We start from the raw sequence: 21,554 nt of genomic DNA on the forward strand, positions 1-21,554 counted from the left end.
CGTGAAGAGCAAGTCAGTTCTTGTTACTAATATTTCTGCAAATTTTACACCAAAAATGATACGCTACCCGGGAAGCTAACCGCAGCCGCATCCACCTCCACCGCCTCCTCCTCCTGAGGTAGAGGCTGTGGTCCCCCGAGAGCCGGTGATGGGATACATGATATTCGTGTAGCCGGCCAGGCTCTTGTTTACCCTGTCTCTTGCATAGCTGGTGAGGTCAAGAACCTCTTTTCCGATGGAGGCAGATAGGTTCTGGGGCAGGGCAAGAGCGACATCGATCGATGTGGAATTATTGGCCGCTGTGCTATTTATGAGGGTGCTGTTTATCAAGCTGGAATTCGTGGAGTTGATATTTGCCAGCAGATCGAGTTCACCCAGATAGACCTCCGCCCCATCAGACGGCTGGGCCTGGGCGCTTCCTGCCAGAATGAAGAGCATCAGAGCCAGGCTCAAAGCAGAATTTTTTAGGGCTAACATAGAAGATCGTTTTCCTCCTGAAATTGACTTTCAGATCAAGAAGCCATAAAATAAGAGTATGTGCCCGCTTTGGGGCACATGCAATACCCTTTTTCGAGTTCGCTTTACTTGGGTGGCCAGAAGTCCTTCATCCAGCCGATGATGCGTCCGGAGTCCTCTGGGCCGACCATGATCTTGGCCTTGCCTGCGAAGAGGTCCTCCAATTCGCCTGAGAACTTGGCTGCCATGCCGGGCAGGACCATGGCCGGGTACTTCTGACCGGCCCAGTCGAAGCCTGCCTCGTTGAAGGAGTCCTGAATCTTGACCGGGGAGAGCTGGCCGCCAGCGACAGATGCCTGCACGCCTATGCCATCGGTGTTGATGGCGATGATGTAAGCATCGATGCCATTTGAGGCCACGTCCGACTCCACTGTGTAGTAGGTCAGGGCGAAGTTGGTGGTCAGGAAGACTGGCGACTCCGGTCCGGGATTGCCGACCTTGTAGATGCCGGGCTTGACCTGCACCGGAGTTCTCGGATCGGTGTAGATGTTGAAGCGCAGATGCATATCGGGCATCATGCTGTAGGGCTCTGTGGAGTGCTTGATCATGATCGCACCTCCGCGAATGACGAAGGCTGCGGTGAGCACTGACTCCCAGTAAGCAGCACGAACCGGATCATCGGTGGTCAGCCAGGCGTTGATGGGCAGGACCATTACCGGATAGGCGATATCCCTCTGGGCCTCCTCTACAGCAGCTCTTCTCAGGTTGATGAAATTGGTGAGGGTCTGCTGCAGCATCTTGCCGTTGGGTGCCGTTCCGGGGTCTAAGACCAAATCGGTCAGTCCCATTTCGGCGAAGGTGACGGCCATGGACTTGAGGCCATCCAGGTCGAAGGGAACGCTCAATGTGACTGGGACCTTGTAATCATAAGCCAGCTGAGCAACCTCCTTCCAGTTGTCCTTTGTTGCGGCATAGATGAGTGGCTTCTCCTTGGATGCGACCTCCAGGCCTGCCTTGAGAACAGCCGGATTGAAGGAGCATAGGATGAGCGGGAAGCCATTGCCATTGGCCATGACAGTCTTGACGCAGGCGGCGAACTTGGCCGGATCGTCGGTCACAGACCGGACGGCAATCATCTCCACGCCCTGCCACTTGCCGATGTAGAACTTTCGCCAGGTGGTGATCTTCTTGACCCGCTCTATGAGCTTTGCCTCTTCCATGTTGTCGGCAACATCAAAGGCAAATGGCGGCTTGTTGAAGAAGGTCATCTGATGGCGGTACATGACGTCCTCGCCACCTACCTTGACCTGCTTGTCTCCGACCCCCACATAGACCATCTTCAGCTCGGGAGCGACGGTGCTCCTGAGGGTCGCAAGCTTCTTGGCGTACTTCTTCTCTTCAATTAACGGAGTGCACTCCTCTACCTTGCGGGTTCTGGCGATCAGGCCAGCGGCAAAGGCCATGCAGGTCTCCTCTCCGCACTTCTTGCAGTTGGTCTGTGGAAGCTGCTTGTAAAGGTTAAGCGGGCTTGTTTCCTTCATGTTCCTCACACCCCCATCTTGAGCCAGGCATTGGCTTCAGGCGTCTTGGCCTCTATTCTTCCCATCAGAGACTGGGTGATCTCATGCAGATATGCGACCGCCGTTGGATGCATCATCATGAAGATGTCCACTCCAGCCATGGCCAGAGAGTAGCCGGTCAGAATCTCCCAGATCGGGCCTCTCAGCATTCTGTCTCCCCAGTCGGAGTCGTCCTTGTTCGGTGAACGGACCATCCAGGACTCTCTGACACCCCAGGCGTTGGTGGTGCCGGAGGACATGGGGAATGTCAGCTCATCGTCGCCTTTCAGAGCGCCGAGCCTTATTCTCTCCATGTTGGAGTAAGCGAAGTCCAAGCCGTAGGCGAGGGCAGCGGTTGTCGGGTCCATAACTATGGACTCGCGCGGAACACCAGCCACCTTCATCAGCTTTCTGTTCAGCTCCTTCTGAGAGTTGATCTCCAGCTGGGTCCAGGCGAGGCAGACATGTCCGTTGTCCACACAGGCCTTGCCGATCTTCTCCCAGTCCATGTTCAGGTTGGCGGAAGCGATAAGAACCCGCTCGCCCTGTGCGACCTCAGCTGCCTTGGATAGCACTACTGGATCCTTGTCTGGGTTGCCTGATCCGCCGATGCAGATGGGCACGTCCACAGCCTGCAGGACCTCTTCTACCGTCTTGACTGCATCCTGGGCGGAAGTGTCTTTGAGGAGCGGATCAGTGCTGATCAGGTGAACGGTGACCATGTCGGCGCCGAAATCCCTGACTGCCTTCTTGGCCCACTCGCCTGGTGAGTTGATTACATCCTCATAATGCATCTTGACTGCCTTGGCCATGCCGATGGGCATGTCGAAGACGTCCATGGTGATCTTGGGGGCATGGGGCATTGCTGCATCCGGGAAGAAGGGCATGGCCTTCTCGCCGCCCAGCTTTACCACATGGCCGCGGCTCCCGCCGTCTGCCTTGGTCGCTCCCAGGGTTACCTCCTGGATGGGATGCTTCCAGGTCTTGTCAACGCCCACGCTGAATTTGGCGCTGGCTAACGCCGAGGCCACCTTAAAAGCGGGGACTGCGGCAGCGGCTGCTGCTATGTCCTTAGGCGCCGGGGATATGGCCTGAGCGACAGCCACCGGCTGCATCAGGTTCTGTACTGGATATCCCACTGCCTTGGCGAAGTCCATGAGCTGCATGGCGATCTTGGCTGCCTGCTCTCCAAAGTAGTATGCGAAGAGCGGGCCTACGCCACCTGCGCCCACGTCCAGGTCTATCTCAACATCTCCCTCGATCTTCAGTCCCTCGAGGGATTGAACATTCATCTCTGTTAATGTCTTATTCAGGTCAGATAAAGTGATCTTGTCTGCCATTCGAATCACCCTCACAGGCCCAGTTTCCCGACGACATTCGCCATCTCTTTAACTGCAGGCGAATCATCGGGCAGGCCGGTCAATGGATCTCCCACTAAATCGAATTTGGCCAAGCTTTCATCATAGGGGATAGTGCCGATAACAGTAAGGCCCAGGCTGGTTGCGTTCTCGATGACCTTATCCCGCCTTCCGGTGGTGATCTTGTTCACAACCACATACAGATCCTTGTACTTCAGTCCCATCTCGCGGGCAATGTCCCGAATCCTCTCGCCGGTGGTAAGCCCTCTTCTGGACTCATCAGTTACGACGATAAGGTCGTCGAGGTCTGGAAAAATTTTCCTGCTGAAATGCTCGAGGCCCGCGGGCGAGTCGATTACAATCAGATCATAATCCTTGGCGGTCTTATCCATAATGGCTCGCAAAAGATTATTGACATAACAGTAACATCCAGAACCCTCGGGCTTGCCCATCACCAAAAGATCGTAACCATCTTCTTCCAAAAGGATCTCAAAGATCTTAGCCTCGAAAAGCGCCTGCTTATCAGTGTCCGGTGAAGATGTGAACCGGGAATCCTGCATGAACTCCCTCATGTCGCCAACGGTCTTTTCCACCTTAGCGCCCAGCGCATCTGCCAGGTTGGCATCAGGATCGGCATCGATAGCAAGGATTCGAAACTTTTTTTCAGAGTTATTCAGGTGTCTGATGAGCATTGCGGTCACTGCGGTCTTGCCGGTGCCGCCTTTACCTGTTATCGCTATTACTTTCCCCAAAGTCTAGCCTTCCTTATTTTTTCGGTTTTATTACAACTTCCGCTACGTGGATGGATGCGCCCCTCAGTTCAATGGTCATTCCACCCGATGCTGCTGCTGGCATAGCGAAAGCCGGAGCTGCTGCGCCTGCTGCAGGTGCTGCTGCTGCGGCCGGAGCCGCTTCCTTTTTCTTAAGCTTAAGCTGCATAATATCTCTCCCTCACTCTTTGATCAGATAATCGCACTCGCAGGAAAACCGCATCTCCCAAAAAAGGGAGAAAAAGGCGGTACTCTACTTGGCGAGTACTACCTTATCTATGCTTATCTTGGCATCCTTCAGGATCAGCTTTATGCCGCCGGCGCTGCCGGACATGCTTATGGCTGGTGCTGCTGCGCCTGCTGCTGCAGGTGCGGCTGCTGGAGCCGCCGCTGCAGGTGCCTTGGGTTTCAGTTTTAGCTGCATAGTTTAACACCCTCTCTTAAATTTGAATCTGCTCACTCGAGCACGCCGTCTTCCTGCAAGGCCTCGACGACCTGCATGAACTGGCCTTCGGTCAGGGCAAGCTCGGACTTGACGGTATCCATGTTGATGTCTCCGCCGGTCTTCTCGATATAGGCCATGACCTTCCCCTTGATATCATCATCGACCTCTTCAAGCTTCCAGCCCTCGGTGATCTTCTTGTTGTCCACCTTTCTGGTGACGCCATCCACCACGGGATGGTTGACCTTGAGCAGGAATGCCTTGAGGGCTGCGATGTCCTTGGCATCGTCCTCGGTGGCGATCTTGTCCATCATGTCAGCATCAATGCCTTCCTTTACCCTCTCTTTGAGGCCCTTGGACATCCAGACGATCCTTCTCCAGCCGCCATCCGCCTGGAGGAACTTGGGGGAGAAGTAGTAGAGAATACCCATGCCCAGGAAGCCCACGACCTGCTTGCCGCCGCCGGTCTGTCCTGCCATGGTGGAGAAAGGCAGTCCGTTGGGGGTTGCGCCCTTGAAGTCACGATCGGCAAGGCCGATGCCGTCAACCTCAGGCATATAGAATCCAATGGTCTCGAAGCAGCCACAGGAGGTGTGGGGTGCATCGAAGAATGTGTAGAGGAGCATTCTGCTGTACTCGCCGCCGGACCTCTGCTCAGCCATCTGATTAATGGCTTCATACTCGCCGCTGACCTCATCCATCGCCGATCCCTTCTCAATGGCGAACTGGGGGCCCTCTGGGTCCACCTTGGCGGCAGCCCTGCCGTCGAACCAGGTGATAGCTCCGCACAGTGATGGCCTGTCCGGGGTGACCACGCAGGCGCTGGTGGGAGCGAATGCCTGGCAGAGAGTGCAGCCATAGAAGACATCCACATCCTCATCGTGCAGTCCCTTGGCGCGCTCATCGCGGGTCTTGTATACGGCCATGGCCTTGGCCAGCTCTTCCTTGACCTTTGCTGGATCGGTGACGATGGTGATGTCCATCTTCTCAATGAATGGCATCTCTGCCTTGTACAGGTCGATGACCGGGGCGTAGACCTCCTTCCAGGAGGTGACTCCCTTCTTCTTGAGACCCTTGCCAATCCTCATCCAGATATCGTATCTCTGGTTGAGGTGCATGAGGCCACTTATATAGGAGAGCAGGGCATGGTTGCGCCTCTCGATGATGGACTCCAGGTCTTTCTCGATCTTCTCGCCGCCGACTCTGAAGATCATGCCGAAGGGCATGGTGGTGCCCTCAGGGGTCTCTCCCAGATCCGGACCGATGACTGTTACCTTTCCATCCTCAATCTCGTCCATGGGCGTGGCAAGCGACAGCTCAAATCCATCTGCCTTGGGACCGCCAAGCTCTACCCATAGATCGTCCTTTCTGATTCTCTCGCCCTCATACATGGGGGATATGTCCAACTTTATATCTGCCATTAATACACCTCTTCTGTTTTCTTCTGTTATAGGATAAACTCTATTTCTTCATCGCTGCGATTACTTCGTCTACGGCTGCGTGATAGTCGTCCGGATTGAAGGCCAGGTTGCCGAAGGTCATATCGGCATTGACATGATAGTAGCGGTCTATGGAGACGCGCTTGATGTCCCGGTTGAAGTTCTTCAATGTGGATAGCATGCCATTGGCGAACTTGTAGTAGATGCCCAGGAATATGACCACATCGTACTGTCCCTGTCCATCCAGGCCCTTCCAGTCGGGGAACCTCAAAAAGTTGGTCAACGGATGCAGGCCGATCTGATAGACGTTCTCCAGGTAGCCTCTATCCACAAAGCCCTTGACGCTATGCGCCGTGGCGGCGATGGGAATTCCCATCTTTCCCATCTCAATCATCTTATCGAACATCACGGGATCGTCGAAGAGCTCTGCTCCTACCACGAGCAGAGGCCTCTTCGCCTTTCTGATGATCGCGCCGATTACCTTCGGCAAATAGGTCTTCGCCATCTCTGGCCCAGGGATCTGAGCCATCTCAAAGGGAATGGGATTCTTGGTGGTGTCAATGCCCTTCTTAACTTCTGCTGCCATTTCTATCTCCTCCTCGTCCTCACTTCTTGGCCCTTATCTTGCGCGGGATGTTCGTGGGATCGAAGCTGACGTCTGCGGGCCTGAGCGGTCCGGAGATGAACTTCTTCGCCTTCCAGTCGATCTTCCAGCCGTGCTTCTCCTCCAGCTCCTTCATCATCTGCGTCTGGTAGTTCAGGGGCAGATCCTTGACATCGCGGACAAAGAGATGCCAGTCATCGGGCAGCTTGCCGAAGTACTTCATGGAGATATCGCAGTAATGGGTCAGCTTGATTCCTCTGCCCTGGGTGTTATCAGACGGGCGGAAGCAGAGCTTTGCCATCTCCAGCATGGCCTCCTCCTTGGTCTCGGCGATATAGAGCATGGCTTCAGGTGCTGGCTCGATCTGCTGCATATTGCCGTTCTTGGCATCTATGACCATCCAGTCCTCGGGCTTGTCGGTCCTGCCCATAAATGTCCTGCGGTATATGACTGAGCTTGGCTGAACAACCACTGGAATGCCGAGCCTGTTAACGCCGGTAGCGATGGATGCTGCCTTTTGGGAGTATGCTCCCCAGGCCACGCCGCATGCTCCGACCTTGGACATGATATAATCGGCGATATCATCGTAGTTGGCACGCTCATTTCTGTGAGCGAAGATGGTTGCCACCTTGATTGCTGCTCCATGAATGTGGGCATTGGCCACACATGAGCCTATGTTGCAGATGTTCCTGCCATCAAAGGCACCCTCGTACTGCTCCCAGATGGTCTTGCCATCTTCATCCTTATACAGGGACATGTCCATGGCCATGCAGCCCGTGGCAACGACGATGTAGCCTCTGTCAACGAACTCCTTGGCGATGTCGTAGCACTCCTTGGTGCCGTTGGGATAATTCGAGCATCCTACCAGCGCTATAACTCCCGGAATCTGGCCAAGAACCAGGGGTGCACCAACTTTTCTGATCTCGGTATCGAGCACAGGTCCCCTGCCCGCTCTCATCTTGAACTTCTGGTTCCTGATATACTCGCGGTTGGCATACTCATAGAGCTTCAGTATGGGAATCTCCTGGGGGCAGGTCTGCTCGCATCTCTGGCAGCCCACACATACCTCATAGGTAGAGGAGAATGGTTCCAGATTGCCCTTCAGTGCCTCGCTTATCATCTCGCTGATCCTGATGTGGGGCGGACAGACGAAGGCACACTGATTGCACTCTGTGCATGTTGCCAGGGTATCCTTGAACTGCTGCTCGGTAAAGAGGCTCTCCTTCTTGTACTGCTCGCGCTTGGGCTTGACTGCAACCGCGGTCCTGATGGCCACCTCTCCGGCCTTTACTGGATCGAGGATTGCCACACCGGGCATCTTGAAGCTGACCAGATCCTCCACAATGGCATCGGCTGAGTCATTGGTCCTGTCGGGCAGGCCGAGCATGATCTTGTCGTTGCTGGCGATGACGGGGATGTGCCTTTGCTGGCAGTCCTCCAGCACATCGCAGAATACGCACTGCTCGTCCACAATCACTGTATCCATGATTCCGGCGCGAACCATCTTTCTCCACCAGCCCATGGCACCAGCCACCTTGGCCTTGGGTCCCAGGTTGGGGGGGATCCTGGATTCCCTGCCGGTCTCAGTGATCCTGGTGAGGTCAATGGCGGTGCAGCATACGCCGCCTATGTCAACCTTGTCCCAGAGATTATTGTTCTCGGCATAGATCATGGCCTCTGCGCCTGCTGCCAGGTTGTGGCCGTAGGCGATGAGAACGCCCTTGTTCTGATCCAGGGTGCCCATGCCGATCTCCACCAGGGGTGCATCGGCTGCGCCGCGGGGCATATCGTAAGCCACCGTCTGCAGCATGTCGCAGATCTCCTTGCCCAGGGAGTCGATCATGCCGCCGTGCAGCGACTTGGACTCGAAGTCCATAAAATAGCCTTCCTGACCGGTGTGAGTGGCCGCCAGGAGCTGCACGATCTCCTCTTCGCAATACTCCAGGGCCTCGCCGAAGTCCTTGAGCGACTTGGGCTTGATCCCCAGGATGGTGCGAGTGAGGGGCGCATCCACCAGGATCTCGCTGCCCATATCGAAGGGCATATCTCCGAACTTGTCCAGACACCAGTGGTAAAGGTGCCTGCCGTGAGCAGTATGGGCGCAGGTTCCCATTAAAACCGCAACCAGAACGATCTTACCGCAGGCAGCGGCCATGTCAATGCCACAGGCCCCCTTCTTGTTGCCGGTCAGGTCGCATGGTCCATAGGTACAGAGGGTGCATGTATCATCTGCCGGTGAATACATGATCTTGTACCGGTTACAAATCTTGAAGTCCCAGTCACGAAGCGTTGCCACACCTGGCTTGGGGAAGGGGCCCATCTCCTGGTCCCATTCATCCTCTTCTTTTACGACAGCTCCTATGTTGATCTGGACGTTCTTCATGTCCTCAACCGAAAAGCTGCCTTCTCTTGTTGCCATCGGAATCTTAGCCTCCTCTTCCTTTGATATACGCCGCTTGAGTTCGCATAGAGTAGATAAAACACTTTCGGATACCAGTTAATATAGAATTTTATTAATTTTGATTAAACATCATAGTATTAATTTTATAAATAAATTTTCAGTTAACAGCGACTCAATAAGATCACTATTGTTAATGAAGTGTACTCTGCCCACAAGCTTGAAATGCCAATACATTGAAGGCCACAACGACCTATGAAAAATCGATTGCGGAAGAGCTTTGTCAATGCTGCCGAATGCAAGCATGGGGGCAAGGTGCAGGAAGCGAAGAGAAGATTGGGGGCTGAGCCGCTGGACTTCTCCGCCAATATCAATCCCCTGGGATCGCCCCCCCTGAAGGAGTTGGTCAGCCGAGAGCTCAAGCAGGTCGGCCACTATCCTGACAGCAGCTACCAGGGATTCTGTCGCGCAGCGAGCCGCTTCGTCCAGGTCGATCCGGGATGCATCGTTCCAGGCAATGGATCATCTGAGCTGATCAGGATATTCGCGGAGGCTGTGCTGGAAGAGGGGGACCTGGCAATAATCCCCACCCCCACCTTTGGAGAGTATGAGAATCAATCACAGCTCGCCGGAGGCAGGACGGAAAGGCTGGCGATTGGTAAGGATGGCACCCCCCTCCTTCGCGACTCCGACCTACACCGGGCCAAAGCCCTCTTCCTCTGCAATCCCAATAATCCCACCGGACGGCTGCTCTCCCAAAATCAGGTTCACGATCTGGCGGACAGATGCGAGGAGGCAGAGGTATTCTTATTGGTGGATGAGGCCTTCATAGAGCTCAGCCGCCCGGAGGAGAGCGTAGCTCAGCTTGCTCCCAGCAGGGAGTATCTCTTTGTGATGAGATCCCTGACCAAGTCCTTTGGAGTGCCGGGGATGAGATTGGGCTTCGGCGTGACCAATCCCCTTTTAGCTGGAATCATGAACCGGGCAAAGATCCCCTGGTCCATCGGCTCCATTGCCGCCGCTGCAGCAGAATATCTCCTGGGATGTGAGGATCACCTGACCAGGTCTAGAGAGCTGATAGCCGAGGAGCTGAATTATCTGATCCCCTCCCTGAAGAATCTGGGCCTGGATCCGCTGCCAAGTCAGGTCAACTTCATCCTGGTGAATATCGAATCGGCGGGCCTTGGCTCGGACGTCCTGGCAGAGCGCACCATGGCCCGTGGCGTTCTGGTGCGGGACTGCCAGTCCTTCGGCCTGGAGAAGAGCTACATCCGGGTGGCAGTGAGAGGCCACGAGGATAACGAGCGGCTAATCGATGTCCTGGAGAGGGCATTAAGATGCAAAGACTGAGCTGCGAGAGGTTTCCCTGCCACCACCCCGAGCAGGACTGCTCATTATGCTTCTGCCCATTTTACCCCTGCCGGGATGTGAGAACGGGAGGCTTTGAGCGAGATGGCTCCTGGTGCTGTGAGAATTGCCAGATCGTTCACCAAAAAGATGTGGCTGAGATGGTGCTGGATGGGCTCTTGCAGGGCCTGCCCATCTCCCAGGTCTGGAAGAGCCTCGAGGAGCGGCTATGACCCTGGCCATTGAGGAGGCTTTAACTGTATTTCTTTTAGCGGTGGCCTTTGACATACTGATCGGCGAGCCTCCGGTTCGAGTTCACCCCGTGGTCTGGATCGGCAGACTGATCTCCTTCCTGCGCGCCCGGGCGGGGCCCACTAAGGTGCAGGGCATCCTGCTGGCCATAACCGTGATTGCAGTCTCAGTTCTGGCGGCTCATCTGCTGGTCAGGGCGGCGCATGTTATGCCCGTGCTGCCTCTCTTGGTAGGAGCATATCTCTTGAAGTCCACATTTGCCATCAGATGCTTGTTGGAGACCTCCAGCAATATCGGCAGGATGATAGACCAGGATATGGAAGAAGCAAAGAAGATGCTGCCCGCCCTGGTGGGAAGGGACACCTCCACCCTAACAACTGCCCAGGCCAGCTCAGCGGTGATAGAGTCGCTATCTGAAAACTATGTGGACTCCATTCTCTCCCCCATATTCTACTATATTCTCTTCGCACCCATAGGCCTGGGCCTGGAGGCGGCCATTGCCTTCAAGGCCATCAGCACCATGGACTCGATGATCGGCTACAAGAAGCCTGGATTGAAGGAGCTGGGATATGCTGGAGCGAGGCTGGACGACCTGGCGAACTGGATTCCCGCTCGATTAAGCATAATCCTGATCGCCCTGGCCCGACCGAGAGGCGCCCGCTCGGCCATTAGAGAAGCCTTTAAATATCACAGCGCCACCCCCAGCCCCAACTCCGGCTGGCCCATGGCCGCAGCTGCCGGGAGCCTGAAAATCCGCTTAGAGAAGCCTGGCCAGTATATCCTGCTGGGAGAGAATCCGAATCCAGAGACAAGGGATATATTCCGGGCCACAGGCCTCGTCCAGTCGGCCATCGCCCTCACACTGGCAGCGGCGTTCATCTGCCTGCTCCTATAACCATAATGTTTATCCAATTCGAGGATGGAGTAAATGAGAATGGAAACCATGCAAGATCTCCTGGAGAAAGTTCAAGAGTTTGCCTTTCATGATTTTGGCAAAGAAGAGGCTAAAAAGCTCTTCGGCTGGGATGTCGCAGAGATACTGGTCAACAGCTCGAAGGAAGATGAAAATCACATTCTAATCATATTTAATAATAATTTTATGCTCTTCATCAGGTACTTCCTAAACCTCGATCCCTCTCAGACCGATGATACCTGTGAGTTCATCCTGAGCCTGAAGACTGACCTCACTTCTCGCATAAAGTATTCAATCAACTACGGAAATTATATTCACGGCCAGGGATACATACGCTTCAGGGTGGCAGACACAAAGAACAGAATGGTTCAGGTGATGCTGGAGGAGTTCTATATCCCGGCGATAAAGAACGTCTACAAGCCCATAATCGAAAGGTTCAAGGGATTCTATGGCAAGGACTTCTTCGGAGTAGAGGCTGACGGCAATGGCGGACAGATATATTATGCACCGATACGCAATATGAGCGAGCACAAGGGAGCCCGGCTGGGCGATGTGATCGGCAGGCTGACTGAGCTGGAGCTGCTCTTAAAAGATCCCCATATCAGGCAGGATCTGGCCAAGGTCGACCTCCAGCTCAGCCTTCTCCCCTCCATGATGGATTCGGGCCTCTAGCCAATTCTTCTGCATTCCAGCTTATGGGGAAGCTCCTCCAGAAGCTTCTCATAATCCTCTTCTCCAAGCCTCTCTCGCAGTAGGCTGGCCTGACGGCCTTCCTCCGGCTGAGACGCTTCAGCCTCCAGGAACTCTATCGCCTTTTCTGAGATCTGGCGGATGGTGGATGAAGGAATCCGATCCCCCTCCTTCCCGGCCAGCCGCAATGCACCGGCATAGTCCGCCCGTGCCTCCTCCTTCTTTCCGGTGCGGGCTTCGCACTCCGCCAGATCGACGGTAGCCAGGAGACTGAGATCAGCATGTCCCAGAATCCTGGCCTGGCGCTGTCTCAACATGGCCATCTCTTCTGCTCGCTGATAATCATCCTGAGCCAAGAAGAGGAGGGTCATATCGCGGTAGACCTCTATGAGATCCAGCGATGCACCCAGCCGGCCGAAGATCACAAGAGCCTGTTTCATCCTTCTTAGAGCATCCTCATAATCCCCGCTGGCCAGGGCTAGCCGACCAAGAGATGAGATGGCTTTTGCCTCCTCATAGGAGAGAGACAGCTTCCGAGATAAAGCCAGGGCCTTCTCAAAGCAGCTCTTTGCCTCCGGATAGAGCATATCCTTAAGAAAGCGCTCTCCCTGAGCTCTATAAAGCTGGATTTTCAAAGGCGGATAGTCAGTGCGAGAGACCTGAGTCTCTGCCTGGGAGAGATAGAAGCGGGATTGCATCGAATGCCCCTCTTGAATATTGAACAGAGCGGCGGCGATGTAGCCCTCACATAGATCGGGCAATGCCCCCAGGCCCTCCAGAATGCCTATTGACTGGGAGAAAAGCTCAATTGCTTCATCCGATCTGCCCATCTGGCCGGAGATGATTCCCAGGTTCAATTTGGCTGAAGCTACACAGGGCAGGGCATCTAGATCCTGGAAGATGTCCAAAGCCACATCAAATAGCGTTCTGGCCCAGTTGAGGTCTCCCATATCCTTGTAGACCAGGGCCATATTGAAGAGAACCTGGCCACGGTTGTAGACCTCTCCAGTCTGGTCAAACCTCTCCACGCTCCTCTTATAGCAGGCAATGGCTTCTGCCCACTGGCCGCTATCTGTGTAGCTGCCGGCGAGGGCTGAAAGAACCTCACCCTGGCCGGAGAGGTCGCCTGTCTCCTCCAGCTCCACCAGCTGTCTCTTGTACTCCTCGATATCAGGGGATATCTCGCCCCGTCCTGCCCGGATCATATCGATGCTGGCCTGCATCTCCGCCGCGCCCGCTTGATCCTTGAGGCGCCGGTATATCTCCAGAGCCCGCTGAAAGTGCTCTGCTGCTAGATCGCGCTCTCCTTGGCGGTGGTAGAGGTTTCCCATGTTTCCCAGCACCTGGGCAATGCCGGCTGAGTCCTCCAGCTTTTCAAAGAGGCTCAGGCTCTTGCTATAGCTATCCAGAGCATCCGCCCACTGACCTCTCTTATAGCAGAGGCCTGCGACATTGCTCAGGACCGAGGCCTCGCTCTCCATATCCCCCGCCTTCCCGAAGCCCTCCAGGCTCAAGCGATAGTTCTCTAAGGCAGCGGCCCAGTCACCCTGCCGGTAGCACATATTGCCTAGGTTGTTCCTGGCTACCGAAACGGAGTACTCGTCCCCCAGCCCCTCCATAATCGCCAGGCTCTCATTGTAGTCCTCCAGGGCCTCATCCCACTGGCCAAGATCGGCATGGAGATTTCCCAGAGCGCACTGGACTGCCGCCACTGCCGAAAGATCATCTCTGGAACGGAGGGCCTCCAGAACCTGAGCATACCTGGTCAGAGCCTCCTGCCATCTACCCCTTCTCAGGAGCAGATTTACCATGGACTCGAGCGCCTCGATCATCGACCTAGAGTCCCCTCCCACAATCTGCAGATCGAGACATTTTCGGTAGCACTCCAGTGCTCCCTCCAGATCGCCTCTCTCGGCCATGCTCCTTGCCAGGCCATAGAGCGATCTAGCCTCCCCTCGAGCGTCACCCAGTTCCCTGAAGCCATCTATGCTCTGCTGGTACAGTTCCTCTGCTCGCTCCTCCTCCCCAGACTGAAGATAGACGCCTGCCAGATTTCCCAGGGTAACTGCCATGCCGTGCCCATCGTTCAGAACACGCCTCGCCTCCAGGCCCTGACGGTAGCATAAGATGGCATGCATGAGATCCCCTCGATCGGAGTAGAGGTTTCCCAGGTTGTTCTCCGCTGCAGCCAGACCCCGCAGGTCCCCATTATCCTCAAATGCCCTGGCCGCCCCTTCAAAACAGGACTGGGCCTGATCCCACTCCCCTCCGAGCTGATAGATCAGCCCCAGGCTCAGCCTGTTGCCGGCAGCACCAATTTGATCCCCCAGATCCTCCTTTGTGGCAATGCTCTTTTCCAAGAACTCCCCCGCAAGGTGAAGATCGCCCCTGCTCTGATAGACAAGGCCGATGTTAGACTGGACCATCGATGCACCCTGTCTGTCTCCCTGCTGGCAGAATGAATTATAGGCATGAGAATACATCTGCAGGGCAACATCCAGATCTCCTTTCAGATGATATACGCCGCCCAGATTGGATAGGGCCTCAGCCGCTGCTGTCACCTCGCCCATTTCCATGAAGAGATCCGCCGCCCTCTGGTAGCACTCGATCGCCTCCGGCCAATCAGAGCAGTCGCAGCAGATCCTGGCAATGCAATTCAGAGCCTCTGCAGATCCACTCAGATCTTTGGATCTCTCCCTGATCTTCAGGCTCTCCCGGGAGCATTGCAGTGCCATTTCCAACTGCCCCTGCTTATGGTGAACGCCCGCCAGAATAACCAGAGCCCGGGCAAGGGAGGAGGAATCTTTATGCTCTTTCATGATCGCTATTGCCCTTTGAAGGTGGTCTTCTGCCAGGGTCCAATTCCCGTCCTCCAGGAAGCATTGACCCATCCGGCAGAGGGCCTTGGAGGCGAGAGAGGGATGGCCCTTCTGCAATGCCGCCAAGCTCCGGCCATAGAGCTCCAGAGCTTCCTTTAGCCTTCCCTCATGAAAATAGATATCAGCAAGACGGCACTGCATCTCTGCCGCTCCGGATTGATCTTTCAGATCGGCCAGCAGATGGCTGGCTGATTGCAGACTGATCTGGGCCCTCTTGCCGTTGCCGGTCTGAGAGTAGATGCTAGCGAGGGAGGCAAGAGCCCGAGCTGCCCCCACGGGATCATCCGACAGCTCCCTCTCCTTCAGAATGGTCTGATACAGCTTCTCCGCCTTTTCCATATCGCCTTGAATCTGGCAGAGCTCTGCCAGGTTGCTGGTAGCCTCCATCCGCCCTTTTTTGTCCCTTGGATCGAGCACCTCCAGGATGCGGGAATAGCAGATCTGGGCCTGATGGTACTCACCCTGCAGGCGGCGGGCGCGGCCCAGCCTCTCCAGGACCTGAGGCAGAAGGCGTGGCCTTTTAGCCATATCGATAGCAACGAGAGCCTTCTCATAACACTGGCAGGCCCGGGCCCAGTCCTCCTCCTCACCGTAGAGGGCCCCCAAGCATAGGAGGATACTGGCTAATGAATCATCATCAGAGAGAATCTGGGCCAGATCCGAAGCATTGCTGTAGTATTCAATTGCCGCCTGATGAAAGAAGAGATGGTGAGCAAGCCTTCCCAGATTGAACCATGCCTGAACGCTGTTGACCACAGAGGCATAATCCTCCAGGTCGGTGAGGCGCCTTTTCATAACCTCCTCATCGGAGGAGAGCATGGCCTCAATGAAAGAGGATAATAACGATGGAACGCCAACGGATAGGCTCTTCAGCCTCTCGGGATCGTAGCCCTCGGGATCGGAGAGCATCTCGGCGAAGGAGCCGAGGGAGGAGACGACGCTCTCAGAGCTCGAGTCCATATTCGCCCCCCAAGATAGGATGGGAAATTGAAGGATATTTATTCGATTTGAGGACTGCAGCATGTCTGAATACCCCTTTATGCTTAAGGAAGGCTGCATTATCACCTGCCATGAGATCGGCATCAAATAACATATTATATCATCCCCACAATCGTTTTAAAATTCTTCGGCCGACATACCACACCACTATATACTGTTCGACCATATAAATTCTTCTATTTCTTCATAATGTTAATCAAAAAATGTGTGCACCTTAATATTAATATTGGAATTAACATATAAAACAAAAGACAAAAAAGCTCGGCTCCCGTTGGGGGAGCTACTTCAAGACCAGCTTTAGGGCCCTCTGCGGACAGCCCACAACGCAGGCTCCGCATTGAATGCACTTTCCCGAGTCGGCGACCACCCGCCAATCCTCAAAGCGAAACGTTCCGGTGGGACATATTGATACGCATGCCCCGCAGTTCACGCATTCGGACTCATCCCTGATCACCGGGATCTCCAGAGGAACCACCCTTACTCCCCGCCTCTCAAAGGCCTCCATTACCTCCTGGACCTTCTCAGGCGGAACCTCCAGGACTATCTCGCCGCTCACTGCATTGATGCTCGCCCTCTCGATGTTAACCAGAGCCTCAGTCTCCAGAATCACTGAGGCGATGAGGGGATGGCGGACAATGCCCGGAGCCACATGAAGCATCAGCTTCAAGGCTATCGCCTCCGGGCCAAGAGGCGAGAGAGATGATTGCTGGTAATCATTCCTATCACCTTATGCTCTCTGTCCACCACCGGCAGGGCAGAGATGCTATGAGTATCCAGGGTGCGGGCAGCGAGCTCAATTGGCTCATCCAAGCGGACCGAATGGACCCGACGGGTCATGATCTCCGCTATGCGGGATGGTTTTCCGCTGGCCACCGCTTTGGATATATCCCAGGCAGTTATAATGCCGATCAGCCTTCCATCCCGGGAGACCACCGGCAGATGGTCGAAGCTGCCGCTGATGATCAGCTTTGCCGCCTTCTCCACCGGGATATCCTCAAAGACGGTAACCACATCCCTGCTCATGACATCTCCCACATTGGGCGACTCCTTGGTCTGCTTCATGGGCCGGCTGCTTCCCACCCGGGATAGGGGTTCTGCTGCCTGGCTGAGCAGGAACTCGCCCCGCTCCACCTGCTCCTTTAATGTCCGGGCAACCTCTCTTGCCATCTGGAAGCTGGATAGAGGAGAGCAGGAGACCTCTTTGCCCCCCAGGTCGATCGTGCCCGACTTCAGCTCCTCATAGCTGACCATCCTCACCGAGGGCTTATCCCTGCGCTGGATGCCATAGTCCTGCACCGGGACGGTGATATCGCTGTCCCGCACGGCAGTGCTCTTGGCGAGCCTCTCATTTAACATCGGTATGGGAATTCCTATCCCCAGGTAAAGGCTGGGGCCATATTTATGAAATGTTGCTGCCCGCAGGAAGCTGTTGTTCATCCTCTTAAGGTCGCCGGTGACCATCAGAGTGGAGAAGCCATTCTCAGGATTATGCTGGGTTCCCGCGCCTATGACATAGCCCTGAGCCCCCGCCAGGAAGATGCGCGTACCTACCCCGATGTATTCGAAGCCCGGATCGTTGGAGAGGGGAGAGAGCACCCCTGCACCGCTGTAATGGACATTGCCAAGACCCGGAAGGAGGGTGCCCATGTAGGTGTGCATCGTCCGGTCGGAGGAGTTGGTAGCGGCATTGTAACGCTGATAGGCATTGCGGGGATTGACCACTGTGGCCTGGTTGAAGTCCTCCAGCCTGAGGCTGGTCTCCAGATCCATCTGAGGGTAGCAGTCCGAGGGAGATCCATGAGCCTCGACCTCAATCTGCTTTCCAATTACCAGGTCCTCCATAACATGCGCCCCGCCATACTCGATCCCCCGGTCCTCAGAGGGCTGGGTCGCTCCTAAGAAGAGGTCGACGGCGGCGATGCCCCCATAGGCCTCCACCCTGTTCAGATAGGCGCGGGCGATCTTTATGGGAGGATCGCTATGGCCCAAATTGAGAAAAACCCCGGAAGAGCACATGGCGCCGAAGGTACCAGTGGTGACGACATCCACCTCACGCACCGCTCCCGCCGTGCCCAGCTCATCCACGAGATCTGGCATCTCCTCAGCCGTAACAACGCGGGCCGAGCCGTTGCGAATGCGTTCGTTGATCTCCGATAACGACTTCTCTTGCACATCGGCAAAGGGGGGGCGATCCGATAAAAACTTATTGGGCTAGCACTGCCAATAACGTTATCTGCCAAAAGAGAATCAGAGGTCGATATATGGCGCAATTTCCAGGGAAGAGAATCGTCCTCACCAGCGATACCACCATGATGAGCAGCTATCATGGAGGGGTGATGCTCGGCTTTGCTGCCATCATGCCCAGGGCAACCCTGCCCGATTGGATCTTCCAGAACTTCTTCTGCCCGCCAGTGCCGGCGTTGGAGGACGGATCGGCGGCAACTGCCCCCTGCGGCATGAGAAAGGTGGAAGCGGCACTCCTGGAGTCCGGATTCTCCAGGGATGAGGTGATGGTGGCCCATCCCCTTCACCTTGACCGGGCCATCGGACCGGAGACCAGGATCGTGGGGATAACCCATGATGACCCCATGGGAAAGATCGCCCTCCGGGAAATAGAGGATATCATCCGCCGCGGCCCGCCCTTCAACCGCTCTCGGTTCATCGAGCTTTTAAGTCACCCCCTGATAAGAGAGCACCGGCCACGAGTAGTCCTGGGTGGAAACGGCGCCTGGGAGGTCATGGGGGAGAAGGTGGATGTCGACCACATCTACCTGGGAGAGGGCGAGAGCGATTTTCCCGAGATCTGCCGGCAGATCATAAGAGGAGAGAACGTTCCGGAGGTGTTGCGGGGATCGGCGGTGCCTGGGGATAAGATACCGGTAAACAGAGGAGCGACCATTGGCGGAATTGTGGAGATCGGCAGGGGCTGCTGGAGAGGATGCGCCTTCTGCTCGCCCACCATGCGCTCTGTGCGCCACAGGCCTATTGAAAATATTCTTAAAGACGTGCGGGTGAACCTGGAATGCGGCCAAGAGGATATCATCCTCCACAGCGAGGACGTCTTCTCCTATGGCTCCAAAGGCACAAGGCCGAATGAAAAGAAGATGACTGAGCTCGTGACCGAAGTCAAGAAGCTGGGGCCGAAGACGATGGACTTCTCCCATCTCAGCCTGGCCTCGGTCCACTCCAACCAGGGTCTATTAAGAGAGATCTCCAAGATCGTGGGCATAGGCTCGGATCAGAACCACATGTCTGCCTGGATAGGGATAGAGACGGGGAGCTGCCGCATCCTGAAGATGCATATGCCCCAAAAGGCGCTTCCTGGAGAGACGGAGAACTGGCCCCAGATCGTAGAGGACTGCTACCGCCTCTTCGACGAGGAATCCTGGCTTCCCGTGGCCAGCCTGGTTTTGGGCCTGCCTGGAGAGACGGCAGAGGATGTCATCCGGACCACGGAGCTGGTGGAGTCTCTGAAAGATTACACCGGCCTAATGCTCCCCCTCTTTTTCACCACCATCGCCGAGACGAAACTGGGCGGCACAAGGGGCTTTTCAAAGGCCGATGCCTTGCCCGAGCACTGGCATCTGGTAGGTCTGTGTCTTGAGTACAACCTAAAGCATTTGAAGAAGCTGCACCAGCTATACAAAGAGAGGATGACTGCAGGACCACTGGTTCACGCTGCCTTGACCGGAGTGAACTTGATCGCAGACGTCGCACTTAATAAATATCTGAAGAGAATGAAAAGAGGCGAGCCGCCCAACTGAGCCCCTGCCTAGCGGTGGCATATGGAGCTGAGAAGCGGAAGAGACGTTCTAGCACCAGCGTCACGCTATCATTATAGTACTAGAGGTATTCTTATGCAAACACAAATATTTTGCCATTGACATGTCGGAATTGCCGAGCGCGCATCCGGATTCAGAGATATTAGATCAATAATTCTCCAAAACAGACCTCACCACTCCTTTGTGGTCCCCCTTTAGGGAGTAAACGTTGTGATCCCCAGAGACATCAATGCTCAAAATGCCCAGGCGAGTGTTCATGAGCCCGACCATCGCCGAAACCCCTCGGTAGCTGACGTCAAAGCCCTCCTTCGCGAGATAGGTGAAGACGTCCTCCGTGGTATAGGCACCATCGCTTAGGAAAAGCTTCAAGACCGCCTTCCGGATTCCCACGCCATCTCGCTTAAGATAATTCCTCAGTCTTTCCTGGATTCGTTCTTCCGCGCTCTCCATCCGGCAAAATCACCGCCTCGAAAGAATGGATTTAAGGATTATAAAGGTATTCTCTCCACGACCGGTCCATCCTGCAGAGGATACCTCTCAATTATACAAAGATCGCATTTGCAGCCCTCTAGATCCGGGCATATCTCCTCCAGAATCCAGGCGGCGATCTCGATCCTTCCTTCCAGGCAGGAGTACATTTCAGCAGGCACCTCCAGCCCATCGATGATCCCCAGCGCTGACTTTAGATCACCCTCCTTACCCTCAATTATGCCGTGGATTATGGTTCCCTCTTCTGTGATGTAGTCCAGCGGCCGGGATGTCCTCTCCGCCCGGCGTCGCAGTCTCTCTCTCAGCTGCACAGCATCCTTGAAGCGGGAGGGACAGTAATGCACCTTGATGTCATCCAATAGATAGCCTCGGGCCATCTCTTCGCTGCCTTCTGCACCGCAGCCCAGGTCCAGGGGCAAAAAACCCTCTTCCATTAGACGAGAGAAGTTGGTCTCTGAGAACTCAAGCTCATTTAGGTTCAGAAAGGCATCTGCTTCTCGGACGGCATGAACGATCTGGGGCGCTGGCTTATATGCCGGGATCTCCACCCCAGCCTGCAATCCCAATGCCTTTGCCTCCTCCAGGACCTCCTTTAGTCCGACTGGATCAGACCATTCCTCATCAGGCGGATGGAAGCGGATCTCATCCAGGCCGGCTCTTACCAGCCTCTTCAGGACAGATCTGTTGGGCAGAATGCCGGTGTAGAGGTGGATATGGTGCTCGCTTCCGAACTCCTCCTTCAATGCCCGGATGCAATCCAAGACATAGTCCAGCCTTAAGAGGGGCTCTCCTCCCGTGATCCCCGTGCCCAGGGCGCCGATGGCCCTGCCCTCGCTCAGGATATCAGCCAGCTCTCCCACCGGCTGCTCATCGGCATATGCCACATCCTTTCCCCTTCGATCCTCGGAGATTGGGCAGTAAAAGCAGCCCCGTTCGCACCGGCCAGTGACGAAGAGGACCAGGCCCGCCCCCTGCCGACAGATCTGGCAGCCAGGGGAGAGGTAGTTGTAGATCGATCCCACAGAATCGGATTGCCACTGGAGCATGATTGCAGGAAAGGTGGGTTGGATTATCAATTTTGTGGAATCGGCTGAGCACAGGGGCAGCGGCATCAAAACGGTTATCAGAGAGAAGGGCATTGATCCTTTCAAAGAAAGAATATAATTAAAATATATTT

The 21,554-nt window shown here is 55.2% G+C and carries 19 protein-coding genes; 5 read left to right on the top strand and 14 right to left on the bottom strand.

Going from position 1 to position 21,554, the window contains the following annotated elements; all coding sequences use genetic code 11:
* Positions 1–75: 75 nt before the first annotated feature.
* The 9 genes from BP727_RS02900 to cdhA all read right to left on the bottom strand — a co-directional run bounded on the left by BP727_RS02900 (position 76) and on the right by cdhA (position 9,047).
* Positions 76–477: a hypothetical protein gene (locus BP727_RS02900; RefSeq protein ID WP_013719062.1), complete on the bottom strand. Its 402-nt coding sequence runs from the start codon at positions 475–477 to the stop codon at positions 76–78.
* A 104-nt stretch (positions 478–581) separates the two neighbouring features.
* Complete coding sequence (acsC, locus tag BP727_RS02905; protein WP_013719063.1) at positions 582–1,997, bottom strand: acetyl-CoA decarbonylase/synthase complex subunit gamma; 1,416 nt, start codon at positions 1,995–1,997, stop codon at positions 582–584.
* A 5-nt stretch (positions 1,998–2,002) separates the two neighbouring features.
* A complete protein-coding gene (cdhD, locus tag BP727_RS02910) occupies positions 2,003–3,355 on the bottom strand; it encodes a CO dehydrogenase/acetyl-CoA synthase subunit delta (protein ID WP_013719064.1) in 1,353 nt (450 codons plus the stop codon).
* An 11-nt stretch (positions 3,356–3,366) separates the two neighbouring features.
* Positions 3,367–4,125: an AAA family ATPase gene (locus BP727_RS02915; RefSeq protein WP_013719065.1), complete on the bottom strand. Its 759-nt coding sequence runs from the start codon at positions 4,123–4,125 to the stop codon at positions 3,367–3,369.
* Positions 4,126–4,138: 13 nt separating this feature from the next.
* Positions 4,139–4,312, bottom strand: a complete 174-nt coding sequence (locus BP727_RS02920) for a hypothetical protein (RefSeq protein WP_157863688.1) — start codon at positions 4,310–4,312, stop codon at positions 4,139–4,141.
* 84 nt (positions 4,313–4,396) lie between these two features.
* Positions 4,397–4,567 carry a hypothetical protein gene (locus BP727_RS02925; RefSeq protein WP_157863689.1) on the bottom strand — a complete coding sequence of 57 codons (171 nt, stop codon included), beginning with the start codon at positions 4,565–4,567 and terminating at the stop codon, positions 4,397–4,399.
* 32 nt (positions 4,568–4,599) lie between these two features.
* A complete protein-coding gene (gene cdhC / locus BP727_RS02930) occupies positions 4,600–6,006 on the bottom strand; it encodes a CO dehydrogenase/CO-methylating acetyl-CoA synthase complex subunit beta (protein WP_013719066.1) in 1,407 nt (468 codons plus the stop codon).
* A 40-nt stretch (positions 6,007–6,046) separates the two neighbouring features.
* Complete coding sequence (cdhB, locus tag BP727_RS02935) at positions 6,047–6,610, bottom strand: CO dehydrogenase/acetyl-CoA synthase complex subunit epsilon (RefSeq protein ID WP_013719067.1); 564 nt, start codon at positions 6,608–6,610, stop codon at positions 6,047–6,049.
* Between the two features lie 19 nt (positions 6,611–6,629).
* Entirely contained in the window at positions 6,630–9,047 is a 2,418-nt protein-coding gene (gene cdhA, locus BP727_RS02940; protein WP_048131971.1) for a CO dehydrogenase/acetyl-CoA synthase complex subunit alpha, read from the bottom strand.
* Between the two features lie 234 nt (positions 9,048–9,281).
* On the opposite strand from cdhA, the gene cobD reads away from it, so the two are divergent.
* From cobD to BP727_RS02960, 4 genes are read left to right on the top strand one after another with little or no spacing between them, the layout of a single operon-like run.
* Positions 9,282–10,376: a threonine-phosphate decarboxylase CobD gene (gene cobD / locus BP727_RS02945; RefSeq protein ID WP_052297530.1), complete on the top strand. Its 1,095-nt coding sequence runs from the start codon at positions 9,282–9,284 to the stop codon at positions 10,374–10,376.
* Entirely contained in the window at positions 10,364–10,606 is a 243-nt protein-coding gene (locus BP727_RS02950) for a cysteine-rich small domain-containing protein (protein ID WP_052297531.1), read from the top strand. The genes cobD and BP727_RS02950 overlap by 13 nt, the downstream gene beginning before the upstream one ends.
* Positions 10,603–11,520, top strand: coding sequence for a cobalamin biosynthesis protein (locus BP727_RS02955; protein ID WP_013719069.1), 918 nt, complete (start codon positions 10,603–10,605; stop codon positions 11,518–11,520). Before BP727_RS02950 ends, BP727_RS02955 begins: the two co-directional genes overlap by 4 nt.
* A gap of 39 nt (positions 11,521–11,559) precedes the next feature.
* Positions 11,560–12,210, top strand: coding sequence for a hypothetical protein (locus BP727_RS02960; RefSeq protein WP_157863690.1), 651 nt, complete (start codon positions 11,560–11,562; stop codon positions 12,208–12,210).
* Here BP727_RS02960 and BP727_RS02965 read toward each other — a convergent pair.
* The 3 genes from BP727_RS02965 to BP727_RS02975 form a co-directional block, all read right to left on the bottom strand.
* A complete protein-coding gene (locus BP727_RS02965; protein ID WP_286857290.1) occupies positions 12,207–16,067 on the bottom strand; it encodes a tetratricopeptide repeat protein in 3,861 nt (1,286 codons plus the stop codon). The two genes, BP727_RS02960 and BP727_RS02965, sit on opposite strands and share 4 nt — an antisense overlap.
* Before the next feature lie 319 nt (positions 16,068–16,386).
* Complete coding sequence (locus tag BP727_RS02970) at positions 16,387–16,764, bottom strand: 4Fe-4S binding protein (RefSeq protein WP_232844377.1); 378 nt, start codon at positions 16,762–16,764, stop codon at positions 16,387–16,389.
* Between the two features lie 11 nt (positions 16,765–16,775).
* A complete protein-coding gene (locus BP727_RS02975) occupies positions 16,776–18,278 on the bottom strand; it encodes a homocysteine biosynthesis protein (protein ID WP_048131975.1) in 1,503 nt (500 codons plus the stop codon).
* A gap of 89 nt (positions 18,279–18,367) precedes the next feature.
* Here BP727_RS02975 and BP727_RS02980 point away from each other — a divergent pair, with 89 nt between their 5' ends.
* Complete coding sequence (locus tag BP727_RS02980; RefSeq protein ID WP_013719074.1) at positions 18,368–19,870, top strand: B12-binding domain-containing radical SAM protein; 1,503 nt, start codon at positions 18,368–18,370, stop codon at positions 19,868–19,870.
* A 165-nt stretch (positions 19,871–20,035) separates the two neighbouring features.
* On the opposite strand, the gene BP727_RS02985 is transcribed toward BP727_RS02980, so the two are convergent.
* The gene (locus BP727_RS02985) at positions 20,036–20,338 is read right to left on the bottom strand and encodes a DUF2551 domain-containing protein (RefSeq protein ID WP_013719075.1); all 303 of its coding nucleotides are present in this window, start codon (positions 20,336–20,338) and stop codon (positions 20,036–20,038) included.
* 38 nt (positions 20,339–20,376) lie between these two features.
* Positions 20,377–21,423 (bottom strand): radical SAM protein, encoded by a 1,047-nt coding sequence (locus tag BP727_RS02990; RefSeq protein WP_013719076.1) that lies wholly within the window; start codon positions 21,421–21,423, stop codon positions 20,377–20,379.
* Positions 21,424–21,554: the final 131 nt, after the last annotated feature.

Origin of the sequence: Methanosaeta sp. UBA356 (genome assembly GCF_002496465.1) — an archaeon.
Lineage (GTDB): Archaea > Halobacteriota > Methanosarcinia > Methanotrichales > Methanotrichaceae > Methanothrix > Methanothrix soehngenii.

What these genes read in the sequence shown, in the direction of transcription:
- BP727_RS02900 (WP_013719062.1), bottom strand. Translation starts at nt 477, where the DNA reads ATGTTAGCCCTAAAAAATTCTGCTTTGAGCCTGGCTCTGATGCTCTTC.
- acsC (WP_013719063.1), bottom strand. Translation starts at nt 1,997, where the DNA reads ATGAAGGAAACAAGCCCGCTTAACCTTTACAAGCAGCTTCCACAGACC.
- cdhD (WP_013719064.1), bottom strand. Translation starts at nt 3,355, where the DNA reads ATGGCAGACAAGATCACTTTATCTGACCTGAATAAGACATTAACAGAG.
- BP727_RS02920 (WP_157863688.1), bottom strand. Translation starts at nt 4,312, where the DNA reads ATGCAGCTTAAGCTTAAGAAAAAGGAAGCGGCTCCGGCCGCAGCAGCA.
- BP727_RS02925 (WP_157863689.1), bottom strand. Translation starts at nt 4,567, where the DNA reads ATGCAGCTAAAACTGAAACCCAAGGCACCTGCAGCGGCGGCTCCAGCA.
- cdhC (WP_013719066.1), bottom strand. Translation starts at nt 6,006, where the DNA reads ATGGCAGATATAAAGTTGGACATATCCCCCATGTATGAGGGCGAGAGA.
- cdhB (WP_013719067.1), bottom strand. Translation starts at nt 6,610, where the DNA reads ATGGCAGCAGAAGTTAAGAAGGGCATTGACACCACCAAGAATCCCATT.
- cdhA (WP_048131971.1), bottom strand. Translation starts at nt 9,047, where the DNA reads ATGGCAACAAGAGAAGGCAGCTTTTCGGTTGAGGACATGAAGAACGTC.
- cobD (WP_052297530.1), top strand. Translation starts at nt 9,282, where the DNA reads ATGAAAAATCGATTGCGGAAGAGCTTTGTCAATGCTGCCGAATGCAAG.
- BP727_RS02950 (WP_052297531.1), top strand. Translation starts at nt 10,364, where the DNA reads ATGCAAAGACTGAGCTGCGAGAGGTTTCCCTGCCACCACCCCGAGCAG.
- BP727_RS02955 (WP_013719069.1), top strand. Translation starts at nt 10,603, where the DNA reads ATGACCCTGGCCATTGAGGAGGCTTTAACTGTATTTCTTTTAGCGGTG.
- BP727_RS02960 (WP_157863690.1), top strand. Translation starts at nt 11,560, where the DNA reads ATGGAAACCATGCAAGATCTCCTGGAGAAAGTTCAAGAGTTTGCCTTT.
- BP727_RS02965 (WP_286857290.1), bottom strand. Translation starts at nt 16,067, where the DNA reads ATGGACTCGAGCTCTGAGAGCGTCGTCTCCTCCCTCGGCTCCTTCGCC.
- BP727_RS02970 (WP_232844377.1), bottom strand. Translation starts at nt 16,764, where the DNA reads ATGCTTCATGTGGCTCCGGGCATTGTCCGCCATCCCCTCATCGCCTCA.
- BP727_RS02980 (WP_013719074.1), top strand. Translation starts at nt 18,368, where the DNA reads ATGGCGCAATTTCCAGGGAAGAGAATCGTCCTCACCAGCGATACCACC.
- BP727_RS02985 (WP_013719075.1), bottom strand. Translation starts at nt 20,338, where the DNA reads ATGGAGAGCGCGGAAGAACGAATCCAGGAAAGACTGAGGAATTATCTT.
- BP727_RS02990 (WP_013719076.1), bottom strand. Translation starts at nt 21,423, where the DNA reads ATGCTCCAGTGGCAATCCGATTCTGTGGGATCGATCTACAACTACCTC.